The following is a 24,208-nucleotide window of genomic DNA, read 5'->3' on the forward strand; positions in this document are numbered from 1 at the left end:
GCAAGCATTGATTTGGCGGAGAAAGGAGTGCTTCATACGGTCGCGACGAACCTGAGTATATACTTGTAGGAAGCTCGGAGCTTGTTCGGTTGGTTTGGGTGCCATGTCGATACAATTAATTACATATTAAAGATAGTAATAATCAGAGATATATACAACGTTTCTAACCGAAAACAGGCAAAATGCCGTGCAACGGTCTCCTATTTTGCGTGTTTCCTCCCATCAATCCTTTAGGATTAGTCGATACACCTGATGAGGTTAACCCTACGATCCGAATCAATCTGCCCATCAATTTCTTTCAGCCAAACCATTCTCCTTTATGAACCGTTATACCATTCACATAAATTCCTCACTATATCCTTAACACTCCTTAACCAAAAAGTAGAACAATTGCCATACTAAGTTTGGGCATTTTTGAGTAGATGCCACTAACCCTAGGCTCCCCCGCCCTTATGCTCAGACCTATGAATAGAGCACAAGAGCCTAACATTTGTATCAAACATATATTCGTCATCAACATCATTACCCAAATATCCGTATATTTGCGCTCTCAAATAGCCGATAAGCAACACGTTCACAGTTATTAACACCATATATTAGTATATAGCCCGAGGACACCTCTATCTATATTCAGTATCAAAATCACAGCGTAATCCACAAAGACATGAAGCAGAGATCTATTTTATCTTACTTAGCCTTTGGCTTGTGCCTCCTCCTTGCATGGAGCGGTTGGGCAGGGCCAATAGGCAGAGAGCAGGCTATGCGCCTAGCCGAGCGATATGTACAAATTGACCGAGCAGGAGAGCTTAGGCTCGCCGAGGGAGAGAAGAAGGGCGGACTAAAGCCTACATACTACATCTTCAACGACACCGACCGCTCTGGGTTTGTGATTATCTCGGGCGATGACACCACGATACCTGTCCTTGGCTACTCCGACAAGGGGCAAGTCCATCTAAATCGACTACCCGAGCAGCTCTCTGGTCTGCTCAAACGACACCAAAAGCAGGTCGATGCACTACGCTCCACCGCAGTTACCCCCGGGCTCCCTAGCCCAACGCCGAAGCCTAACCCCAAAGCCATACGGGGGCCTCTGACCAAATCTCTGTGGGATCAAGACAAACCATTCAACGACCAAGCTCCCATTATCGGCAAAGAGAGGACGGTAACAGGCTGCGTCGCCACGGCTATCTCGCAGGTTATGTACTACCATAAGTGGCCCGAGCGAGGCAAAGGGAAGCACACCTACACACCTCGAACTGGCTCGATCGGGGAGCTGTCGGCGGACTTTGAGCAGTCTGTCTACGACTGGGCTAATATGATTGACTCCTACACGTTTGATTGGAAGTGGAACAACGACACCCGTACCTACGACAAAGAGGGGCATTGGACAGAAGCTCAAGGCAAGGCTGTAGCTAAACTCATGTCCGACGTCGGGATTGCGGTCAATATGAACTATCGACGCTCTCGTGACGGCGGCAGCGGTGCCTACATGCACGATGCTGCTCGTGCGCTCAAGAAACACTTCTCCTATCATGTACGTCATCTCTCTCGCAACGAGAGCCCCAACCAGCTCTTCCTCTCCCTAATACAACAGGAGCTAGACCTAGACAACCCCATCATCATGTCTGGTGCTCAAAACGACGCAGGACATGCGTGGGTCATAGACGGCTATGACGAAAACGGCTATCTACACACCAACTGGGGCTGGGGAGGCACAAGCAACGGCTACTTCGCTCTCAGTTTCATGAGCCCTCCGATACTAGGACATGGCGGTGGAGATGGAGGATTTAACCAAGGACAGGACATCATCTTGGTACGCCCCGATAGAGAAGGACACGAACCCTTCCCTATCCAAGAGCGGCGCTACTCCTTTTTCGGCGACGGTGGCTTGTCATTTAGATCCGAGATAACCGACCTCGATCAAGACAAAATAGGGCTGATGCTTACCAATCTGAGCACCAACGCCTCGGACCTCTACCGTGGCGATCTTTCGATCTCCCTACGGGACGCCTCCGGCCAAGAGATTATGCTCTCGCAGACCAATCTCGACCTAACTGGGATCTCTAGAGGGTCATACTTCACCTCCCTACTGACCTCTATCACACTAGATCCTATGCCCGCCGATGGCACATATACTTTGAGAGCAGTATGCCGAGAGATCATTGAGCCAGACACCAATGTAGATGTACCCAATGCACAGCCTTGGCTTGAGGTTGAGTATGGAGAGCCGCTGAGTATCGAAATCAACCAAGGACGTATCACACTACCTACAATCCCCACAGAGATCAATCTATCTCTCAGCAAAGAACCCAAGCAGACAACCCTATTTTGGTCAAATCATCAGACCAGCCTACAGTTGTCTATATCCAATTCTACTCGCTTTACCACCGACTACGGCTATATCGTCGTGGAGCTAAGCCGTGCAGGAGTATCGGTAGATAAGATGAGGAGTGAGGGGTATCAGTTCTTTGATCATAGCACTTTCGATGGGATTATCACATTTCATCAAACCCCTAGCTCTTCACTGGCAGCAGGTATCTACGATGTCACCTTCTCATTCCTCGTACCAAGCAAAACGGTGCACTACACCGATGGGACAAGCCAAACTATTCCGGAGCGGAGCTATCCTATCAACAACCCTTTCGGTACCTATAAGCTAGAAATACTTGACGCAAACCAAAAGCCTATCCTGACCTACAGACCCAATAGGAACAGCAACCTAGACACACCAGAGAGCGGGACAAAAGATCTGGAGATACGCCTCAATGACGAGCTGTGGACGGAAGAAGAGCTAGACCTCAAACAGCTCGATAGCTCTACCCTCTCCATCGCCTGCGAAATCGAGAACGTAGGAGCCGAGAGCTTCACGGGTTCTCTCCGCTACGATCTAGTAGACGTAGAGCTAGGACAGCGCTATCCCTTGGGGGCGACGGGCGAGCTAACAATCCATAAACATAGGAGCGTTGATATCTCCAAAACTAAGATCAATATCCCCAAATCCGCATTCGAGCCTATACCCCTAGGGCGAACCTACGAGCTACACCTCACCGCCAATATCGCTGGTGTCGATCGAGATGTTTGGGCGACGGGGACCTATCGCCGTACACTCAAGCTCAAACAGGGTGGCACTCCCACCCCACCCAAAACCTATTATAAAGTAACCCTCACCTCAAATGAGGGCGGGCGCATTAGCATACCCGATGTCCAACTATCGGCAGTCGAGGCTAAGAAAGAGCTTAGAGTAATCGTAGAGCCAGAAATAGGCTATGAGCTGGCGAGCTTGACCGCTGGCGGCAAGGACATCAAGGACACAAAGACATTTGTCGTCGAGGGAGATACGGAGGTTATTGCCCAGTTCACTAAAAAAGTCTACCGAGTAACCCAAAAAGTAGAGGGGCAAGGAAGCATCAAGATATCTGGAGCAGATAAGCTAGAAGCAGTGACACACGGTACGCAGCTGAGCATACAAGCTAGCCCTGCCGAAGGCTACGAGCTGGCGAGCTTGACCGCTGGCGGCACAGACATCAAGGCCACAAAGACATTTATTGTCGAGAGAGATACAGAGGTTATTGCCCAGTTCACTAAAAAAGTCTACCGAGTAACCCAAAAAGTAGAGGGGCAAGGAAGTATCAAGATATCTGGAGCAGATAAGCTAGAAGCAGTGCCACACGGTGCACGGCTGAGCGTACAAGCTAGCCCTGCCGAAGGCTACGAGCTGGCGAGCTTGACCGCTGGCGGCACAGACATCAAGGACACAAAGACATTTGTCGTCGAGGGAGATACGGAGGTTATTGCCCAGTTCGCTAAAAAAGTCTACCGAGTAACCCAAAAAGTAGAGGGGCAAGGAAGCATCAAGATATCTGGAGCAGATAAGCTAGAAGCAGTGCCACACGGTATGCAGCTGAGCGTACAAGCTAGCCCTGCCGAAGGCTACGAGCTGGCGAGCTTGACCGCTGGTGGCACAGAGATCAAGGCCACAAGAACATTTGTCGTCGAGAGAGATACAGAGGTTATTGCCCAGTTCGCCAAAAAAGTCTACCGAGTAGACGTACCTAATGCCCTAGAACATGCGACACTTCGTGTAGAGGGAGCGCAAGATCTCTCCGCCGTCGAGTATGGAACAGAGCTCACACTCATCATTACGCCTCAAGCAAGCTATCTAATAGATGAGGTCAAAGTAAACAATCGTCCACTCGATGCGCCATATCGCTTCTCTGTTACTGAGCAGTGTACGGTTGAGATCACAATCAAGCAGGACACAGGCCTGACCGATATTGCAGGTGCCGAAGCCTTAATCTACCCCAATCCTGCGAGCCACTTCGTCATCATCAAGCACGTTAGCCCTAGCACTCCACTTCGCCTACGCACACTAGACGGCAGAGTGGTACGCCAAGCAGCCATGCCAGAGGCCAATGAGTTTAGATGGTCGGTAGCAGATCTAGGGCGAGGCCTATACATCATAGAGATTGGCCTACAAGCCTACAAGCTGATCCTCGAATAATCGCTCCCGATCGGAGCGGCAGGGCTTCCGTCTAAAAGCAACTATCCCCCAGATTGCCGAGTGCAATCTGGGGGATAGTCCGTTGATACTAGGCAGATAAAAGCCTACTGACCGAATAGCGAGTCCACAAATTCCTTTTTGCGGAAGAGCTGTAGGTCGTCGATGCCCTCACCCAAGCCAATGTATTTGACAGGGATTTTGAACTGATCTGAGATACCGATGACGACACCACCCTTGGCTGTGCCATCAAGTTTCGTAACGGCTAGGGCATTTACCTCCGTTGCTGCGGTGAACTGCTTGGCCTGCTCAAAAGCATTCTGTCCCGTAGAGCCGTCCAGCACTAGCAGTACTTCGTGTGGCGCATCGGGCACAACCTTCTGCATCACACGCTTGATCTTGCTCAGCTCATTCATCAACCCAACCTTATTGTGCAGACGTCCAGCCGTGTCGATGATCACGACATCTGCCTCTTGTCGAACCGCTGCGCTCAGCGTATCGTAGGCTACCGAGGCTGGGTCGGCATTCATCTTTTGTTTGATTAGGGGCGTGTCGGTGCGTGATGCCCAGATCTCGAGCTGCTCAATGGCTGCAGCACGGAAGGTATCGGCTGCTCCTAGCACAACCTTGAGACCTGCCTTCTTGAACTGATGCGCTAGCTTGCCAATCGTCGTGGTCTTACCTACGCCATTGACCCCTACCACCATTATGACGTATGGCTTCGCTCCCTCGGGAATACCGAAGGCATCGCCATCGATGACACCATTCTCGGTCAGCAGGGCTGCGATTTCTTCTCTTAGTAGAGTCGTCAGCTCACCTGTGGTTACATACTTATCCCGTGCGACACGCTCCTCAATGCGTCGAATGATCTTGAGCGTCGTGTCCACACCTACGTCCGAGGTTACTAGGACGTCCTCGAGGTCATCGAGCACATCATCATCGACCTTACTCTTACCGGCAATCGCTCGGGTGAGCTTGGAAAAAACATTCTCCTTACTCTTATTAAGCCCTTCGTCAAGCTGAGCCTTTTCTTCTTCCTTCTTTTTCTTGGAGAAAAAACTAAATAGTCCCATAGTATTTCTAGTCCATACGGTTTTTATAATCCTCGTAGCTATACTCACGAAGCATCTGTAGAGAGCCATCTAAGCGACGAAAGGCTATTGAGGGATGCGGAATGCCATTGAACATATTCGTCTTGACCGTGGTATAGTGCAGCATATCCTCAAAAATAATCCGCTGGCCGATCTCTAGAGGTTGCCCAAACGCCCAATAGCCGATGAAGTCGCCACTCAGGCAGCTATTCCCCCCGATGCGGTAGGTATGCGGAGCCTCGGTATGCGTCTGCACAATGCGTGCACCTCGTATGGCTGGTTGGTAAGGCATCTCCAGACAGTCGGGCATATGGCAGGTAAAAGACACATCAACAATAGCTGTCTTGATGCCATGATGCTCCACAAGGTCTATGATCGTCGCCTCGAGATAGCCCGTTTGCCAAGCGAAGGCACTCCCCGGCTCGAGAATGAGCTTGAGGTGCGGATGTCGCTCGCCGAAGGAGCGGAGCGTCTGCACGAGGTGATCTACATTATAGTCCTTGCGTGTCATCAGATGTCCACCACCCATATTGAGCCACTTGGCCTGCTCTAGAGCCTTGGGGAAGTTACGCTCGACGATCTCGAGCACCTCGCTTAGATTCTCGGCATCGCCCTCGCAGAGGACATGCAGATGCAGCCCCTCAATACCCTCGGGGAGCCTATCGCCCAGCTCGCTAGCCGTCACGCCAAATCGAGAACCGGGAGCACAAGGATTGTATAGATCCGTTTCGACCACAGAGTACTCTGGGTTGATGCGCAGGCCAAAGGACACACCTTGACTTGCCTCTATCTGCTCTCGGAGAAGCTCAATTTGGCTCAGCGAGTTGAAAGTAACGTGACTACTATATTTAAGGATCGTAGGGAAATTCTCGGGCGTATAACCGGGGCTAAACGTATGAGCAGGCGCACCCATCTCTTCGTAAGCTAGCTGAGCCTCGTAGATAGAGCTGGCCGTACTGTGCTTGATGTATTCGCGGAATACGGGGAACGTTTTCCAGAGCGCATAGGCCTTGAATGCTAGAATAACTTCAGCACCACTTCGTTCGGCAACTGAACGGATTAGCTCCAAGTTGCGGCGTAGTAGGCTTTCCTCTAGCACGTAGCAAGGTGACGGAATGTTATTGTTCATTTAATTATAGTCGTATCATCTTTATTTGTACAAAGATAAAAAACTGTTTGCAAACCTTGCTGTCCTCGCCTAGCTCCTCTCTCCATGCGGTTAGAGAGCAGAGGAGATAGCCCTCAAATATCGGCTCCAATCCCTTGGTTACAACGAATAGCAGACTTGCTCCTCGCCCCCTATCTCTCCTGCTATTTTAAGCAACGACAGCAGCACTCCTTTTCGGAGCGAAACAATTAAATTTATATAATTTTAAATAAAATTAGATATCTTTGCCTTGATTATTCCAATACGAATCATTTAATACAAATAGACAAATGGGAAAGTTTATCCAAGAGTTTAAGGAATTTGCGATGAAGGGCAATGTGATGGATATGGCAGTGGGTATCATCATTGGTGGTGCCTTTGGCAAAATCGTCAGCTCTTTTGTCAATGACATCATCATGCCTCCTATCGGCCTGCTGCTCGGAGGTGTCAATTTTACAGACCTCAAGCTCACCCTCAAAGAGGGCGTAGCAGAGCAAGTGAATGCCGCTGGCGAGGTAGTTAGCCCTGCCGTAGAGGCTGTAACGCTCAACTACGGTAGCTTCCTACAAGTGACTGTAGACTTCTTGATTATCGCTCTAGCCATCTTCCTCATGGTGAAGGGGGTTAATAGCCTACGCAAGAAGCAGGAAGAAGCACCTGCCGAGCCTGCAGCAGATCCAGCAGATATCGCTCTACTCAAGGAAATCCGCGACGAGCTCAAGAAGCGCAACTAGTACGATCATCCTAGACCTCCCCTCGAGGCTCTGGGTGTCGTATAGCAACCAAACAACCTAGACACCCAAGGGCGGTGTGCTGAAATACAAATTTCGGCACATCGCCTTTTGATTTCGGCCACTCCTCTATGAGAAACGAAAGAGCAGCAAGTCGTTCATCATCTTTTTAGGTTAAGAAACGTAAAAAACCCAAGGGGATTTTGGCTGAGGAGAGAGGGCTCTTGCTATGGAATAGTAAGCCAATCGGCAAGAATTGGAGGACTAATCTAAACGGATTGGTGGGCTAATCCTCTCAGAGGTGCCCACTCATCTGAGAGGATTGATGGGAAGAAATCTCCCAAAGTCGTGCATGCACGAAGACAATTACAGCAGGCAGCACAACAAACGAACTAAAATCTAGGCACTTACAGAAAGCTCGTTTTAGGCGGTTATTTTCACTCAGCTGGGAGCAAGTGCACAAGAGAGGTCAAGCGCAATCTAGAGCCTCCTAGAGGCCAAATACGCGATCTACCGTTTTTGACCCACGCTCAAGGCATTTCTCTCTTCAACATTCTGAAATTTGAGCTAAAATATAAATTTTGGTCTTCCCTACTTCTCTCTCAGCACGGCTCTATCCTCCCAATCCACAATATGCTAAGGACACAAATTTAATATCAGCTAAGGACACAATTTCATAATAATCAATATGTCGCAAGGTCTCAAGCGCACAGCCCAACGCTACATCTAGCTATTCTACACCATAACGGCTCTATCGGGGCGGATCCGATGCGTAGGGATACCCCACTCAACTCAAACTGGCAAGTATTCTAAAAGTTCTATTAGCAGATTCTCGCTTGACATGATAAGCGATAATGATTGATTGAGAATATCATATACTATTGTGTATATGAGTTTTTTGCTGTAAATTTGCGCTCTAAACAAAGAAACAAGAACAACATAAAAAGCTAACTACTAAAACAATATAAAACAAACTATATTGTCGCTCATTCTTAGATATTTCAAAAACAGCCGTCTTCTTTCGCAAATTAAGCAGCTAATAAGCGAAGGTCAGCGAATAATATAGTTTAGTTCCATCATAAATACAGTATGAACACCCTAGCCTCTAAAAGATTCAAAAAACGTACTCCCTCTTCTGTATCTCTGTTTGAATACATCGTTGCCAAACTAGTTGGCATAGGGGAGATACCTCCCAAATCCATAAAAGAATACAACGAAGAACTCGAGCAGTACAATATGACACGCTATATGAAAACACTGTACTTCTTATGCCTTGCTAGTTGCTGTGTAATTAAAGATCAGAAGCTATTTACCCCTCAGATTAGATCCCCCAAAAGACTCCCTGGTTCAAAGAAAAGACTCACTGATTCTCTTTATGAACAAAGTTTGTTTAGATTTTTCAACTTCACGACCTTTCCTAATGGGCCTGTAGAACAAGATATATATAACAGTATGTTAAAATCCGATGCTGCAGTGAGATGGTTTACACTTGACCGAGTAATGAAAATGAAAGAAAGTGTGAGTAAGGGGAATAAATCTGACGAAGTTCCTATATTCGATGGAATTAAACAGTATGAAGATGAGTTTACAGAAACTGTTATTTTAGTTAAGAAGTCTCTCAAGTACTTATTTAGTGGAGAGTACACCCCTTATTCCCAGAAGCAGGAGACTGGATCAGACCTCATCAAATATAAGGAGATTGACACACAAATGCTTATTGATGTCTCCCACTCTTTCCCTACCTGGAGAGCCCAAAAGGACGAGGATAATAGGTTAAAGGATTTGAAGGGAGCAGAAGCTATCTTTGCATTCATCAAAGCAAACAGATTGGAGAAAAATATGTCGAGACATTTGGAAGAAGGAACAAATTTGATGGCAGAGATTAGGGCATTTGAAGAATTCCGCCGAGGATAGGACAATACAAATCAATGAGGCTAGACTACTCTATGGACGAGTCTAGCCTCATTCTATATCCAATCAGACTAGAAAACATTTAAAACATACACTAGACAATATGGAATCAGAGATATTGTATATCAAACACCTTAAGAATTTAGTCGAGGAATTACTAAGAACAAGTGAAGAGACTTCCGAAGAACAAGCACTCCCAAAAAGAGATGAAAAACGATCAAAAGAGTCTCAAGAGCAAGAAGAAGTCCTCAATGCTATAAGTAAGACTTGGCTACTATTTGCAAATTCAATTATGAGTGGAGAGTTTCTTTCTCACAAAGACTACTCTCGAGATTTAGATGATATCATTCGATGGGTTGAAGAGCGAGTGAAAAAAATCAAGCCAGTATCAGCCGCCGATATAAATAACACAGAGCCCTCTTTGCATCCAATTTTATTCGTTATTCACGATTTATGCTTCAAGCTACGAACTCTGTGTATGCTCATGCGCATTCAGATTAAGATTGAGGAGAAGAATGATGTTTGGGCAATCTCCTCCCCTTTGTCTCAAATACCATTCAGCACCTCGCATCCACACGATGAACTTTTACCTCTAATAAATGGTGTGAAGATCTTGGTGGAATACTTAATTGATATGACTGAGATTGATTTTACTTGCCGTACAAGTGAAGAGAAGCTTAAAATGCTGTGCACTTTCTTTGATTTATGCGGAGCTTTAGCTGAAGAAAAGCCTATTTTCAGCACTGAGAAAAAAACAAACGATTTACTTTATGTCAAGCCAGAGGCAAAGGGGACAGCCATCGAAATGCTATATGGTAAATACCTATTTCAAGCTATTCAATGCAAATGTTCTCTATTAGCCTATCAATCCGCATTTAAAATAGAGAAGTTCGGAGGTGAAAGTATTGACGTTGCTGATAGAGACCAACAAAAGTCTTCAAAATATACAAAGCAGCCTATATGGCTATGGTCTAATTACAATGAAAAAACATACAGAGCTGTAGGAGGATCCTTTTTTATTCTCAACGGCGAACGTTATTCTAGCTCTTGGATGCTTACAGATGTCCCTTTATTTTCTTATTGGAAGAAGAATTTATTCAACTCTACAAACACCCATGCGCCGAAAGATCTAAACAGAAACCAAAAAGACACTAAGCATATATCTCAGTACAATGAGTACATAATGCGTTCTAAAGAAAACAGAGATAAGTTCCAACCTATCATTCAAAAAATACAAGACTGTGAGGATTCAGTGGCTGAGCTCTATAAAATCGCCACTGATAATAATATCTTGGAGAATGACAAAGATGATAATGCCCCTCTTGATTTTCTAATCGTATACATGAGAAAAGTAGAGCAGCAAAAAACAAGTTCTGATAATTACGAAGACAATCATAAGCGGGTAGAACTCCTTGGAGCTCTATTGTTACACTTACATCACATCAAAAAGAAGTACAAACGAATTAATCAGCCCTACGAGCAAATTCGTCTTTTTGAGGATTCTTTTTTCACTTATGAACCAGGGAAGCCATCGTTTTTTATTGCCTCCTTTGGGTGTAAATTTGTCAATCCTGATTGGTTGGAAGATGTTGATCTACGATACAATCGACTACTCAGAAAATTTAGAATAGATGAGTCTAAAGAACTATATAATGATGCTCAAGCTATATTTAAAAACGTGAAAGCTCATGGGAAGACACTTGAAACTCTACAAAAAGATAATGTTGAGTCTCTCAAATCACAACAGCGAGACTACCTTGCCCTTCTAGGTATTTTTTCTGCACTTATTGCTCTCACTATTAGTACCGTTACATCATTTAGACTTGCAGAAACTATTTGGGACTACTTAGTGATGCTCGGAGGAGCTTATCTACTAATTGCTCTACTTGTACTAGTCCTATATCTAAGGAATGAAGAGCAAGGAGTGATTGAGAAGTGCCTAGAAGGCGATGAGAAGGAGGGAAGCAAACCAATATCACCAAATAAGAAGGCGCAATTAGGCGATGAGAAGGAGGGAAGCAAACCAATATCACCAAATAAGAAGGCGCAATTGTGCAATTCTACTAAGATTATATACTTATCGATGGCTATTGCTGCACTCCTCGCGCTTCTTGGTATTGGCGTTAAGAGTGGATACATAAGAACTCCTTTAGGTATTACCATCATAACAACGGATAGTATCAACCTTAAAACACCAGCAGTGGTTAACGAAATTAACTTAGAGGCACCTCAAGTAACGGTATCCTCCACTACCTCGTCAAGCACCTCGGAGAAAAAAAAGAAGAAGGTAAGCAAACAAAGTTCTAGTGCTCAGACTTTAGATTGACAAAATGTCGACAGAGTGAATATCGTAACAGACGAGCTCTGATACACCTAAAATAGGGAAAATGTCATAGTCATCGTAGCCCCAAGATTGAAGAGTTGTATCGCATCACATAGTAAGGGCTGTCACATCTGTGACGCACTGAGCAAAATCTGAGGACTAATTTTGCTCAAAATATCAGGACGTTCGTTAATCTCATTGCAGCAATCAATGCCTGTCAATACCTATTAATCGGTATTTTCATAAAGTATTTAGATTAATAGGTGCGATATGTTTAATTTTGCTACGCAAAGAGAACGGCAGCCACCAGATCAAAACCTCACTCTACGAGGACACGCTGAAGCTATAGCTCTTGGCGAACATTAGGTTAGGTGTGGTCGATAGCCGTTTATTTAACTCGTCATTCATCAAAAAATGCTGTAATGCAACAACAACCTAACTTCAAACGTGGTGCTTGGGAGCACGAACTCAATGTCCGTGACTTCATCGCACTCAACATTACGCCCTACGATGGCGATGCGAGCTTCCTATGCGGCCCGACCGAGAAGACTCGTAAGATCTGGGACCTCTGTCTAGAAGCACTCAAAGAGGAGCGTGACAACAATGGCGTTCGCTCTATCGACACCAAAACCATCTCTGGCATCACAGCCTTTGCCCCCGGCTACATCGACAAGGATAATGAGGTAATCGTAGGTCTACAGACCGACGAGGTGCTTCGCCGTGCGATGAAGCCCTTCGGTGGCTACAAGGTGGTGGAGAAGGCTGTACACGAGAATGGCCTCGAAGTAGACCCTCGTGTAACGGATATCTTCACCAACTACCGCAAGACGCACAACGATGGAGTGTTTGATGTGTACACGGACGAGATCCGCAAGTTCCGCTCCTTGAGCTTCCTCACGGGGCTACCAGACAACTATGCCCGTGGTCGCATCATCGGCGACTACCGCCGTCTTGCCCTCTATGGTGCCGACCGTCTGATCGCATGGAAGAAGGCAGACCTAGCCGCTCTACTTGGTCCTATGACCGAGGAGCGCATTCGTCTGCGTGAAGAGGTAGCCGAGCAGATTAAGGCACTTCACGAGATTGTACAGATGGCTGCGGATCACGGCTTCGATGTTCGCCGCCCGGCCTACACAGCTCAAGAGGCTGTACAGTGGGTATACTTCGCTTATCTAGCTGCCGTCAAGGATCAGGACGGTGCTGCCATGTCGCTGGGTAACGTGTCTGGGTTCCTAGACATCTATATCCAGTACGATCAAGAGCACAACGGCCTAAGCGAAGAGCTGGCGCAGGAGCTCATCGACCAGTTCGTCATCAAGCTACGTATGGTACGCCACCTACGCATGAATGCCTACAACGAGATCTTCGCTGGCGACCCAACATGGGTAACGGAGTCTATCGGTGGTCGCCTCTTCGACGGTCGTCACAAGGTAACCAAGACGAGCTTCCGCTTCCTCAATACACTCTACAACCTCGGCCCAAGCCCAGAGCCCAACATCACGCTGCTCTGGTCGCCAAGTCTACCGGAGGGCTTCAAGCAGTTCGCCGCTCAGGTATCTATCGACACGTCTTCTATCCAGTATGAGAATGACGATCTGATGCGCTCTACACGCCACTCGGACGACTACGGGATTGCCTGCTGTGTGTCCTTCCAAGACATCGGTAAGCATATCCAGTTCTTCGGGGCACGTACGAACCTAGCCAAGGCTCTCCTGTTGGCGATCAACGGCGGACGCTGCGAGGCTACTGGCACGGTGATGCTCGAGAATATCCCAGAGCTCAAGGGCGATGTACTCAACTTCGACGAAGTATGGGCGAACTACCTCGTAGTGCTCAAGGAGGTAGCACGCATCTACAACGAGTCGATGAACATCATACACTACATGCACGACAAGTACTACTACGAGCGTGCTCAGATGGCTTTCATCGACACGAACCCACGCATCAACCTAGCCTACGGTGTAGCAGGTCTATCCATCGCAGCCGACTCACTCTCCGCCATTAAGTATGCCAAGGTAATGCCTAAGCGCAACGAGAAGGGACTGACCGAGGGCTTCACCATCGAGGGCGAATTCCCTTGCTATGGCAACGACGACGACCGTGTAGACAGCATCGCCACCGAGCTGACGAGCCTCTTCTCTCGTATGCTACGTGATCTACCTATATACAAGGGCGCAGAGCCTACGCTATCGGTGCTGACCATTACCTCCAACGTGATGTATGGCAAGAACACTGGTGCTACGCCAGACGGACGTGAGGCTGGTACGGCCTTCGCCCCCGGAGCGAACCCCATGCACGGCCGTGACAACCACGGAGCGATCGCCTCACTCAGCTCGGTGGCTAAGCTCGACTACGCAGACGCAGAGGACGGCATCAGCAATACCTTCAGCATCATTCCACACTCTCTAGGGTCTAATAAGGAAGAGCAGGTAGAGAACCTTATCGCTATGATGGACGGTTACTTTACTAAGGGTGCACACCACCTCAACGTCAATGTGCTCAACCGTGAGATGCTCGAGGACGCTATGGAGCACCCAGAGAACTACCCACAGCTGACGATCCGTGTGTCGGGCTATGCGGTGAACTTCATCAAGCTCAGCCGTGAGCATCAGCTCGAGGTGATCTCTCGCTCATTCCACAAGAGAATCAGATAATCACCACAGACAATGCTTCGAATACATTCATTCGAATCCTTGGGAACTTTCGACGGGCCGGGTATCCGGCTCGTCGTTTTCCTACAGGGCTGCAATTTTCGCTGCCTCTATTGCGCCAACCCCGACACGATCCCAATCGGTCAGGACGGCAAACTCGTAGAGCCCAGTGAGGTGCTACGCCGTGCGATCAATGAGAAGCCTTTTTTCGGCAAGCGAGGCGGTATTACCTTCAGCGGAGGGGAACCGACCGTACAGGCCAAAGAGCTCATTCCGCTCTGCCACGACCTCAAGGCCGCAGGTATCCATATCTGTCTGGACACGAATGGGAGTATTCACAATCAGCACGTCCGAGAGCTGTGGGAGCTAGTGGATCTAGTCTTACTAGACTGCAAACAGATCAACCCCGAGCGACACAAGCTCCTGACGATGCTCGACAATAGGCGCACGCTCGAGACGGCGCAGATCCTCTCCGAGATGGGCAAGCCCGTTCGCCTGCGCTACGTACTCGTGCCGGGCTATAGCGATGCCGAGGAGGATCTACATGCTTTGGGCAAACACTTCGGCGGATTTGCCAATATCGAGCGCCTAGAGATCCTCCCCTACCATACCTACGGCAAACACAAATACGAAACTCTCGGCCAGCCCTATGCCCTAGAGGCCATTCACGAGCCTACGCCCGAGGAGGTAGACCGAGCCGTAGCTATCCTCTCGCCTTACTTCCGTACCGTCTGGACACAGTAGGCGCTATGAATCAGTTCTTCACACCTATTACCTCGTCCATCAATCCAGACATCGTCTTGGAGGACATCGAGCTAGAGCTCGTACGAGCAGCTTGTACACGCAAGCAGCTAGCCAAAGGCGACTTCCTCCTGACCCATGGGCAGCGGTGCCGCCATACTTTTTTCATCGAGCGAGGGCTGGTACGCTAGTACTCAATCGACCCCAAGGGCAAGGAACACATCTTATTCTTTGCTGCCGAAGGGGCTTTCCTCGACAATATCGAGGCGGTTCACTTCAACGCTCCCTCGTCCTACTTCATTCAAGCCATTGAGCTGACAGATGTACTCCTCATCAGCGAGGAGGCTCTCGCAGAGCTAGCTAAGCGCCTGCCTCACTTCTCCGATCTACACAGTCGGCTTCTCTATCAGCACATCATGCATCAGCACAAGCGTATCACCCAGCTACAGTCGAGCTCCGCCGAGGATCGGTATATGACTTTCGTACGCGATTACCCCGAGATGATGCTCCGTGTGCCACAGCTCATGATCGCATCATACCTTGGCATTACCCCAGAGAGCCTCAGCCGAGTAAGGAAGGCTTTAGCCGACAAAAACTTCAAACGATAATTATGAAAGAGGGCATTGCCGTTGGCAATGCCCTCTTTCATTTCTTAGGCTTTCATCTTCGTTCTTACCATAGGTCAATGCACAGGGCTAGCGATGGCCGTACCTTTGTATCATCAAACGATATAATTAATGAAGCAATGACTAAGAAAATTCAGTTCGTGGCTGCCCCTCAAGAATCCCACTGGGTAGGGGACGGCTTCAAGGTACACAACTTGATCCCCAGCTTGCCGGGGCTAAGTATGAAGGAGATGGACCCTTTCATCATGCTAGACTACAATGCGCTGATGCAAGTCGAGCCTCACGAAGTGCCTAGAGGCGTGGGCGTTCATCCGCATCGTGGGTTCGAGACGGTGACCATCGCCTATGAAGGCAAGGTAGAGCATCACGACAGCGGTGGCGGTGGCGGTATCATCGGAACTGGCGATGTGCAGTGGATGACGGCTGCCTCCGGAGTACTACACAAAGAGTACTACGAGCGCCAGTGGTGCAGGCAGGGGGGAGCCTTCCAGATGGTTCAGCTCTGGACAAACCTCCCTGCCAAGGATAAGATGAATCCACCCTCCTATCAGGCTATTGCCAACGCAGATATGGGACGGCAGGAACTAGACGACGGCAAGAGCTTCATTGAAGTGATCGCTGGGCAGTATGGGGAGGTTCAAGGACCGGCCAAGACACATTCGCCAATCCACATGATGAATGCAAAGCTCTTCGACGGAGCCAAAGCCGAATTCTCCTTCCCTGCTCACTACAATACACTGGTACTCGTCATCTCTGGTCAAGTACTCGTCAATGGTACGGAGGTAGCGACCGATCATCTGGTCAAGTTCGCCAACGAGGGAGAGTCGTTCAGCATTCAAGCCCTTGGGGAGCATGCGGTAGCACTTGTCCTCAGCGGCGAACCACTCAACGAGCCGATCGCAGCCTATGGCCCATTCGTGATGAATACTCCGGGGGAAATCAAACAAGCTTTCATAGACTACAACCTAGGGAAATTTGGGTATCTGGAGGATTAACCCAAAGCGCAAGCACTCGTTTAGCCCACCCAAAGCCTCGGGAGCGAGGACAAAGAAGTGAACATTATTGAGCAAGGCGTGTTGTGATGAGCCACAGCACGCCTTGCTCGATGAGTATAGATCGAGTATTCGTAGGCCAAAGCATTGATCAACAAGCCAGACAAAAGCCTACTATGCAACCCTCGAAATTAAGTATCGGGGCAAAGATTTCTAAAACTCTATGGGGATTTAATGCATTTTGGAAGAAGTAAAAAGCATTACATTCTGAAAAAAGACATTATCTTTGCCACAGAGATATAAATTATTAACTAACTACAAACGAATAAGCTCTACTCTTATGGAGAAGCCCTACGTAATAGGCGTAGACCTCGGAGGCACCAATACGGTCTTCGGTATTGTAGATGCACGAGGCAACGTGGTTGTGAACGCATCGATCAAAACAGGTACGCATAACGACATTGAACTATACCTAAACGATCTCGAGGTTGGTCTGAACATGCTCATCGAGCAGGTAGGTGGCAAGGAGATGATACGAGGCATCGGTGTAGGAGCGCCAAACGGCAACTACTTCACAGGCTCGATCGAATTTGCCCCCAACCTACCTTGGAAAGGAAAGATTCCTCTAGCACAGATGATCCAAGACCGTATGGGCATCCCCGTAGCACTAACCAACGACGCCAATGCAGCCGCCATCGGAGAAATGACCTACGGTGCAGCTCGTGGCATGAAGGACTTCATCGTGATCACGCTCGGCACTGGCGTAGGTAGTGGCATCGTAGTAGGCGGTCAGCTCGTGTACGGACACGACGGCTTCGCTGGCGAACTTGGTCACATGATCGTGCGTCGCAACGGGCGTATCTGCGGTTGCGGTCGTCAAGGTTGCCTAGAGACCTACACATCTGCCACTGGAGTAGCACGCACAGCTCGTGAATATCTAAGCATTCGTTCCGAAGACAGCTTGATGCGCTCTGTAGACATCGACACGATTACCTCTAAGGACGTATTCGATGCGGCGATCAAGGGAGATAAGCTAGCCCTAGAGATCTTCGAAGCTACTGGTGCTATCCTTGGGGAGGCATTCGCCGACTTCGTTACGTTCTCCAGCCCAGAGGCGATCATTCTCTTCGGTGGTCTGACCAAGTCTGGCGATCTGCTGATGAACCCCATCAGACACCACATGGAGAAGAACCTGCTGAACATCTACAAGGGCAAGACGAAGCTACTCTTCTCTCAGCTCAAGGGAAGCGATGCAGCCGTACTAGGAGCCAGTGCTCTTGGTTGGGAAGCTAAGCCTATCGCATAGGCGCGATAGACCTAAACAACTAAATATATAGAGCGGAGGCTGCATCGAGGTAAAACCCTCGTCGCAGCCTCTGTCTGTTTTTCATCACCTATTTTCCTCGTTAAGCGTTATGTTAGCAGAGAATCCTTTACATAGCTTCAAGTTCTGTCCTCGCTGTGGGGCAGAGGGCTTCGCCGATCACGGCAAGCGAGCCAAGAGTTGCGCCCAGTGTGGGCTGACCTACTACGCCAATGTCGCCTCCGCTGTGGCTTGCCTGATACTCGACCGACACGACAACGGCCTATTCGTGCGTCGTGCCTTCGAGCCTGCCAAAGGAACGCTTGATCTACCAGGCGGATTTGTCGATCCTCTCGAAACAGCGGAGGCTGCCGTCATCCGTGAGATCAAAGAAGAAACGGGACTTGATGCCCAAGATATAACCTATCTAATGTCACTACCCAATATCTACCCTTACTCTGGAGTTACGGTCTATACCTCCGACCTATTCTTCCTCGTGCGAGTAGATAGCTTCGATGGAGCAGTAGCGGCGGACGATGCAGCAGAGCTTGTCATCCGTCCACTCTGCCAAATCCACTCCGATGAGTTCGGCCTTTCATCCATCAAGCAGTTCATCGCTTCGGTAGAGCATTACCTCCCCAAAGATAATCTATGAGGGTCAAAGACCTGATTCCTCTGCTGGTACTACTCGCTGGTATTGTCTTGAGTCGGTGGCTGGCTCCTCTCGCTCCGCTCATTCCCTACACCATATCGGGAATGCTCTTCCTCACATTCCTGCGTGTGCGACCTAGGGACTTGCGCTTGCAGGCTTCGCATGGGGTACTCTTGCTCATTCAGCTCCTGCTGGCAGGCATAGCTTACTTCTGCTCCCTGCCTCTCGGCACACTCGCCGCCCAGTCCGCCCTACTACTATTCTTGACTCCTGCCGCAACGGCTGCACCTACCATCGTGATGCTCCTCGGTGGGCAAGCTGGCTACACGACTACCTACGTCCTGCTGAGCCACACGATGATTATGTTCGTTGCCCCTGCAGTCTTGCCCTTGGTGGGTGATGCTGGGGCAGATGTCCCCTTCATCACACAAGCCTCGAAGATCTTCTGGAGTATCACTCCACTCATCGTGCCAGCGATTGTCCTCGCATGGGGATTGCTGTGGCTACACCGCCCTATAGCCGAGCGAATCTCTCGGTTCAAAGGCTTACCCTTCTTCATCTGGCTACTCTCTCTGCTTCTACTCATGGCGCACACGGCCGAGTTTATGCGTCAGCACTCTGGCTGGACGTGGCAGGAGATCACCCTACTTGCTGGCATCAGCCTAATCGCCTGCTTGGCTCAATACTTCATCGGGCATACACTCGCCTCTAGGCTCGGAGCGGAGCAGCATACTATCCGCCACGCTCTCGGACAAAAAAACACGACGCTATCCCTGTGGTTAGCGTCGCTATTCCTACTGCCCCTCTCGCCCGTAGCCATCGCCTGCTACATCATTTGGCAGAATATCATATTGACCTATCTATTGGCTCGCTTCCGTCCTCAGACCTAACTCTTGATGCAGGGCATCAAAGCGGATGACCGCCTGCTCGCCATGCTTGAGTAGAGAGCGACGAACGGCCCCTAAACTCTTGCGCTTGCCGAGCTTGGTTTTGGAGAAAAACTTGTCGGCATAGCACACGATGCGCTCCTCGACGCTCTGGGGGGCATAGATCCCCTCTGGCAAATCAATCCCACGTTGTCTGATCTCCTGCATTATCAGCCCAGAACCCGTATGCCGCTCGGCGACCAGAGCATGCCTCGGATAGCCTAGGCTACGCAGTAGCTCTGCCCCGAGATAGCCATGTCTGATGTAGGGTTCATCTCCATGACAGTCGATACCAGAGGCATCGGTGAGATAAATCCCGATATCGTGGAGCATAGCCGCCTCTTGGACGAACTGTAGATCTGCACCAAGCTCGGCATGAGCCTGCACGATCTCGGTCGCCATCTGGCACACATCTTGGCTATGCGCCACAAGAATCCGATAGGCCTCGCTACTGGGCGAATAGTATCGCTGGATAATCTCTATTGGGTCAATCATACCAAAAGCTAAACTAAAAAACTAGGCTATCGAGGAGCAGGACACTACCCAATAGCCTAGCGAATATTCACAATCGAATCTCTACTGCATGGCAGCCTCAACTCCCGTACGGACCGTGGCGATGACGGCAATCAAGCTATTGGCGATGAACTTCACCGAGATTGCCAGCAGGATTACCCCGAAGAATTTACGCAGGATATACGCCCCATTCTTGCCGAGCATACGCTCAATAGGGTCTACGAACCTAAGCCCAAGATAGACGACAATCATATTGAGGATAACACTCATAGCGACATTGATCATCGCGATGCCCTGCCCTTGTAGGGTAAGGATAGTCGTGAAGGCGGCAGCTCCTGCAAAAAGGGGGAAGACTAAAGGAATAAATGTCGCATTAGCCGTAGGACCATCCTCGCGAAAAATCTGTATGCCGAAGACCATCTCGGCAGCCATCACAAAGAGAATAATCCCCCCCGCTACACCAAAGGAAGAGATGTCTACACCTAGCTTGTCGAGCAGAGGCTCACCAATAATTAGGAAGCACAGCAACACCAAGCAAGAATAGATCCCAACTTGCGCTGCACTAAACTTCTGACCTCTATCCTTGAGCGACAGTACGATCGGGATCGCACCTAGGATATCGATCGTCACAAAAAGAGGCGCAAATGCTTTGATGATTTCGCTGATGCTAAACAGCGATAACTCATGGGTAATGTTGGAGAAAAACGACATAAGGGTTCGATCGATCTATTTGAACTTCTAGGTACAAAAAGAGCGGTAGGCGAGACTCGAACTCGTGACCCTCGGCTTGGGAAGCCGATGCTCTACCAACTGAGCTACTACCGCTTGTAAAGGCAGATGACTTGTTCCTAAAAAGGCCATCTATTTCCTTGGCAACAAAAGTAGATAAATCCGACAAAATCACAAAACCTTTTTGCAGATTACCTCACAGATCCGACACGACCTCTGGATACCGCCCACGGATAAAAAGAGAAAGGTGTTTCATAATGCACGAGCAACACAACTGTTTGCGCATTATAAAACACCTTAAAAGGGGGCCGTGCCAAAAATAAAGTCTGACACACCCCCTCCGATGTGTACTAGGCAGGGAGCTCAAGGCTCCTTGCTTGGGCAGCCTCTCCCTACCGATACGGCAGAGGAGGTGCGGTCTACTAAAGGTTTTCTACCTTCTCTACGATCTCAGTAGCCATAGAGTCTGCAGCAGCTGCTGTAGAGTCAGCAACAGCTTCAGCCTTTTCTACTACTGCTTCTACTGCTTCGATAGCTTCGTTCTTCAGAGAGTCTGTAGAAGCATTTTCGTTAGTCTTGTTACCGCAAGAAACGAAAGAAAGAGCAGCAACGAAAGCGCAGAGTGATACAAATTTCTTCATTGTAATTGATTTTTAATGTTTGAATTCAACTTCTAAAACGGCGCAAAGGTAAGGTAAGTTTCTGATATCGCAAAATTTCCACCCGACTTATATGCGTGTTTTTTACTTCTACCGACATCGCCCCAGCACACCCTCTCCCCTAGCGCTCAGCGAGAGAAAATGAACCCGAGCAACTCCTTGAGGATCTCCCCACTAGAGAGCGAGGCATCTACCCCCTTGCTTGCAGCATCGGCCAGACGAATCCGACGGATAATCTCGAAGACTGCCCCCGAAGAGTAGAGCCTAGCCCCGGTAAGATAATCTCGTACTTGGAAGCTCCCCACTTTGAGTAACTCCCCGACACTCCGCTCATTGATCTGCGGCAGATAGTACACCGCCATAAGCGTCGAGAAATAGTTGAATAGGACTGGGAGTGTCGTCTGAATTGGGTAGTTTTTCTCATTAGCCGCAAAATAATAAGCGACCTTGAAGGCCTTGGCTGCATCTCGCTCGACCACCGCACGCAGGAGCTCAAAATTATTGTACTCCTTACTGATACCGATATGCCGCTCTATGAGTTCTGGCGTGACCAACCTGCTGGACGCCCCACTTAGGGCAATAGAGAGCTTATCCACCTCCGAGAGTATCTTTTCTAGATCATTGCCCGTATGGTCTGCCATGATATAGGCCGTGCGAGGCTCTATATTGAGCCCCACGGCAGAGAACGATTTGATGATGAAATCCGGGATCTTGGAGTCGTAGATCTTGCTGCTCTCGTAGAGCCCATCAATGGCCTCTAAGGCCTTGTAGAGCGCACGGCGCTTGTCCGCCTTCTTTTTGTAGCAGAGTACTAGGCAGGTCGTATCGGGCAGACTCGGGATATAGGGGGCTACTTGCTCTAGATCCTTGATCATCTGAGCCTCCCGCACCAGCACGAGATGCTTCTGCCCCATTAGCGGAAAGCGCATGGCCTCGGAGATGATATCCTTGGCTGCGACATCGTGCCCGTAGAGAACCGATAGATTGAAGTCCCGCTCATCTTCGGGGATCAGCTCCGAGGCAAAAACCTCGGCTAATTTATCAATGAAGAGAGGCTCCTCACCCCAGAGCATATAGGCGGAGGCAAGGCTCTTTTTCTTGATTTTGCGTACAATATCTTCGTAGGTCGGCATCTTGAGAAACTCGCATATTTGGACTTAATCGGGCAGAAATCTGTACTTTCGCTTAGGCTACGCCCGCATAACTCTAGGACAAAGATAGATGATTAGACTAAACCTACCCCCCTATGCCATTCGGCTCAAGCAAGACTCAGACAAGTACTATGTCTTCGACGATCTACGCCAGAGATTCGTACGCCTCACACCAGAGGAATGGGTACGCCAACACTTCGTGCATTACCTTACCGATCATCTTGGCTATCCTAGAGAACTAATGATGAACGAAGTTCCTCTACAACTCGGTTCCCTAAAGAAGCGCAGCGATACGGTCCTCTACGATCGCACCCTCCGAGCCCAGATGCTTATCGAGTACAAGGCTCCGTCTATTAGGCTCAGCGAGGCTGTACTAGAGCAAATAGTCCGGTACAACTATCACTTCCGTGTCCCCTACCTCGTCCTGAGCAACGGGTTGGAGCATGTCGCCTATCAAATAGACTATACTCAAATGAGCTACAAGCAGCTAGAGGAGATCCCCCACTACTTGGCCTTGGCACCAAAGCAAGCATAGTCGAGGGCGAATCACCCTGTACAACGCTATGAGATCCGTGCCCTGCTCTCTGCAAATCTCAATTTATTACTCCTTTCATCTTCCATGGTTGCCAGACCTGTAGTGCTGCAAACTAGGAGTGGCAGTATCTCAAAGTTTACAAATCATGATGTAGTCTTCTTGATGCTCATGAGCAACCTCAAAGCCGACTTTCTGATACATACGCACCGCATAGTTCATCTTTTGGACTGATAATGAAACTTGCTTATACCCATGCTCTCTCAATGCCGAGAGCATTTGCCTCATAAGTTCTGTACCGATGCCCAAATTTCTGTACTCTTTGAGAAGAGAAATCGAAAGTGATGGTGTTTCATCATCGACATGGCCGTAATCATTCATAATGCGAGTCCACACTGCCCCTACTATATCCCCATCTACTTCTACGACATAGCACACATCGGTTTTCTTGCCAAAATCCGAGATGTACATTTGTAGATCAGGGTGCTTGATGATATCCTTTGATGGCGCTTCAACTCCTTCTGGAATAAAGATAGCCTCGTACAAAAATGTATCGAGGACACTGACCTCAGTTGGCTTTAATGCTCTTATTCTATAATCCATATACCCCCTCTATGCTTATTCAATTAGGTTTAGAAATTTCCCTATTCGATCGTTTTCTGTGTATAAAATTAGCTTGTTCTCTTCTATGTACAGCAATATAGCGTGCTTGGCTCAAAATCTCTTGCATTACACACTCCGCTCTGTCTATTGCGTGATAATGCGCACGTAGTGTCCCGACACATCAATCGAAAGCAAAATCAGTTTTTCGCTTTTTATGTTAAAATACATAAACGGATTGAGCCTAAATTTTGGGAACCAAAAGAGCATTTTGGGAGAAGCTATTAGTTCCAAGCAATAAATTGATGGGAACGTTCTTTTGGATTGTAGGACTAATCCTCGGTGATGTGCCCACTAATCCGCAGAGATTGATGGGAAGAAAACCTAATAGTTTGGCTTCTCTGAGAGAAAATCGGTCACAAAAACAAAATA

Annotated in this window: 20 protein-coding genes and 1 tRNA gene; 13 read left to right on the top strand and 8 right to left on the bottom strand. The window is 48.6% G+C overall.

The window, feature by feature from the left end; all coding sequences use genetic code 11:
- The first annotated feature begins 664 nt into the window (after positions 1–664).
- The gene (locus HQ41_RS06140; RefSeq protein WP_044189338.1) at positions 665–4,501 is read left to right on the top strand and encodes a thiol protease/hemagglutinin PrtT; all 3,837 of its coding nucleotides are present in this window, start codon (positions 665–667) and stop codon (positions 4,499–4,501) included.
- Between the two features lie 104 nt (positions 4,502–4,605).
- On the opposite strand, the gene ftsY is transcribed toward HQ41_RS06140, so the two are convergent.
- Positions 4,606–5,571: a signal recognition particle-docking protein FtsY gene (ftsY, locus tag HQ41_RS06145; RefSeq protein WP_044189342.1), complete on the bottom strand. Its 966-nt coding sequence runs from the start codon at positions 5,569–5,571 to the stop codon at positions 4,606–4,608.
- A gap of 7 nt (positions 5,572–5,578) precedes the next feature.
- Positions 5,579–6,718: a carboxynorspermidine decarboxylase gene (gene nspC, locus HQ41_RS06150; protein ID WP_044189344.1), complete on the bottom strand. Its 1,140-nt coding sequence runs from the start codon at positions 6,716–6,718 to the stop codon at positions 5,579–5,581.
- A 308-nt stretch (positions 6,719–7,026) separates the two neighbouring features.
- Here nspC and mscL point away from each other — a divergent pair, with 308 nt between their 5' ends.
- The 11 genes from mscL (at position 7,027) to HQ41_RS06200 (ending at position 19,556) form a co-directional block, all read left to right on the top strand.
- On the top strand, positions 7,027–7,470 hold the full coding sequence (gene mscL, locus HQ41_RS06155) for a large-conductance mechanosensitive channel protein MscL (RefSeq protein WP_044189347.1): 444 nt from the start codon (positions 7,027–7,029) through the stop codon (positions 7,468–7,470).
- Positions 7,471–8,556: 1,086 nt separating this feature from the next.
- The gene (locus HQ41_RS06160; protein WP_044189349.1) at positions 8,557–9,381 is read left to right on the top strand and encodes a hypothetical protein; all 825 of its coding nucleotides are present in this window, start codon (positions 8,557–8,559) and stop codon (positions 9,379–9,381) included.
- Positions 9,382–9,481: 100 nt separating this feature from the next.
- The gene (locus HQ41_RS06165; protein ID WP_044189351.1) at positions 9,482–11,704 is read left to right on the top strand and encodes a hypothetical protein; all 2,223 of its coding nucleotides are present in this window, start codon (positions 9,482–9,484) and stop codon (positions 11,702–11,704) included.
- Positions 11,705–12,123: 419 nt separating this feature from the next.
- Positions 12,124–14,355 carry a formate C-acetyltransferase gene (gene pflB / locus HQ41_RS06170; RefSeq protein ID WP_044189353.1) on the top strand — a complete coding sequence of 744 codons (2,232 nt, stop codon included), beginning with the start codon at positions 12,124–12,126 and terminating at the stop codon, positions 14,353–14,355.
- 12 nt (positions 14,356–14,367) lie between these two features.
- The gene (gene pflA, locus HQ41_RS06175; protein ID WP_044189355.1) at positions 14,368–15,096 is read left to right on the top strand and encodes a pyruvate formate-lyase-activating protein; all 729 of its coding nucleotides are present in this window, start codon (positions 14,368–14,370) and stop codon (positions 15,094–15,096) included.
- A gap of 5 nt (positions 15,097–15,101) precedes the next feature.
- Positions 15,102–15,284, top strand: coding sequence for a hypothetical protein (locus HQ41_RS09360; RefSeq protein ID WP_052405322.1), 183 nt, complete (start codon positions 15,102–15,104; stop codon positions 15,282–15,284).
- Positions 15,285–15,509: 225 nt separating this feature from the next.
- Complete coding sequence (locus HQ41_RS09365; RefSeq protein WP_052405323.1) at positions 15,510–15,701, top strand: hypothetical protein; 192 nt, start codon at positions 15,510–15,512, stop codon at positions 15,699–15,701.
- 137 nt (positions 15,702–15,838) lie between these two features.
- Positions 15,839–16,714 (top strand): pirin family protein, encoded by an 876-nt coding sequence (locus tag HQ41_RS06185; RefSeq protein ID WP_044189357.1) that lies wholly within the window; start codon positions 15,839–15,841, stop codon positions 16,712–16,714.
- Positions 16,715–17,051: 337 nt separating this feature from the next.
- Positions 17,052–18,017: an ROK family protein gene (locus tag HQ41_RS06190; RefSeq protein ID WP_044189360.1), complete on the top strand. Its 966-nt coding sequence runs from the start codon at positions 17,052–17,054 to the stop codon at positions 18,015–18,017.
- A gap of 109 nt (positions 18,018–18,126) precedes the next feature.
- The gene (locus tag HQ41_RS06195; RefSeq protein WP_044189362.1) at positions 18,127–18,669 is read left to right on the top strand and encodes an NUDIX domain-containing protein; all 543 of its coding nucleotides are present in this window, start codon (positions 18,127–18,129) and stop codon (positions 18,667–18,669) included.
- Positions 18,666–19,556 carry a hypothetical protein gene (locus HQ41_RS06200; RefSeq protein WP_044189364.1) on the top strand — a complete coding sequence of 297 codons (891 nt, stop codon included), beginning with the start codon at positions 18,666–18,668 and terminating at the stop codon, positions 19,554–19,556. The genes HQ41_RS06195 and HQ41_RS06200 overlap by 4 nt, the downstream gene beginning before the upstream one ends.
- Here HQ41_RS06200 and HQ41_RS06205 read toward each other — a convergent pair.
- From HQ41_RS06205 to holA, 5 genes are all read right to left on the bottom strand, one after another.
- Positions 19,527–20,087 carry an HDIG domain-containing metalloprotein gene (locus HQ41_RS06205; protein WP_044189368.1) on the bottom strand — a complete coding sequence of 187 codons (561 nt, stop codon included), beginning with the start codon at positions 20,085–20,087 and terminating at the stop codon, positions 19,527–19,529. The two genes, HQ41_RS06200 and HQ41_RS06205, sit on opposite strands and share 30 nt — an antisense overlap.
- A gap of 81 nt (positions 20,088–20,168) precedes the next feature.
- Positions 20,169–20,816, bottom strand: a complete 648-nt coding sequence (locus HQ41_RS06210; RefSeq protein WP_044189371.1) for a MarC family protein — start codon at positions 20,814–20,816, stop codon at positions 20,169–20,171.
- 41 nt (positions 20,817–20,857) lie between these two features.
- Positions 20,858–20,930: transfer RNA gene (locus tag HQ41_RS06215), tRNA-Gly, on the bottom strand.
- A gap of 326 nt (positions 20,931–21,256) precedes the next feature.
- Positions 21,257–21,475, bottom strand: a complete 219-nt coding sequence (locus tag HQ41_RS06220; RefSeq protein ID WP_044189373.1) for a hypothetical protein — start codon at positions 21,473–21,475, stop codon at positions 21,257–21,259.
- A gap of 146 nt (positions 21,476–21,621) precedes the next feature.
- Positions 21,622–22,626, bottom strand: coding sequence for a DNA polymerase III subunit delta (gene holA / locus HQ41_RS06225; protein WP_044189375.1), 1,005 nt, complete (start codon positions 22,624–22,626; stop codon positions 21,622–21,624).
- An 88-nt stretch (positions 22,627–22,714) separates the two neighbouring features.
- Between holA and HQ41_RS06230 the strand changes: the two genes are divergently transcribed.
- The gene (locus tag HQ41_RS06230) at positions 22,715–23,179 is read left to right on the top strand and encodes a type I restriction enzyme HsdR N-terminal domain-containing protein (RefSeq protein ID WP_044189390.1); all 465 of its coding nucleotides are present in this window, start codon (positions 22,715–22,717) and stop codon (positions 23,177–23,179) included.
- A gap of 129 nt (positions 23,180–23,308) precedes the next feature.
- Here HQ41_RS06230 and HQ41_RS06235 read toward each other — a convergent pair whose 3' ends face one another.
- Entirely contained in the window at positions 23,309–23,779 is a 471-nt protein-coding gene (locus HQ41_RS06235) for a GNAT family N-acetyltransferase (protein WP_044189392.1), read from the bottom strand.
- Positions 23,780–24,208 lie beyond the last annotated feature (429 nt).

It is taken from the genome of Porphyromonas sp. COT-290 OH860, from assembly GCF_000768935.1.
In the GTDB taxonomy this organism is placed as follows: Bacteria; Bacteroidota; Bacteroidia; order Bacteroidales; family Porphyromonadaceae; genus Porphyromonas.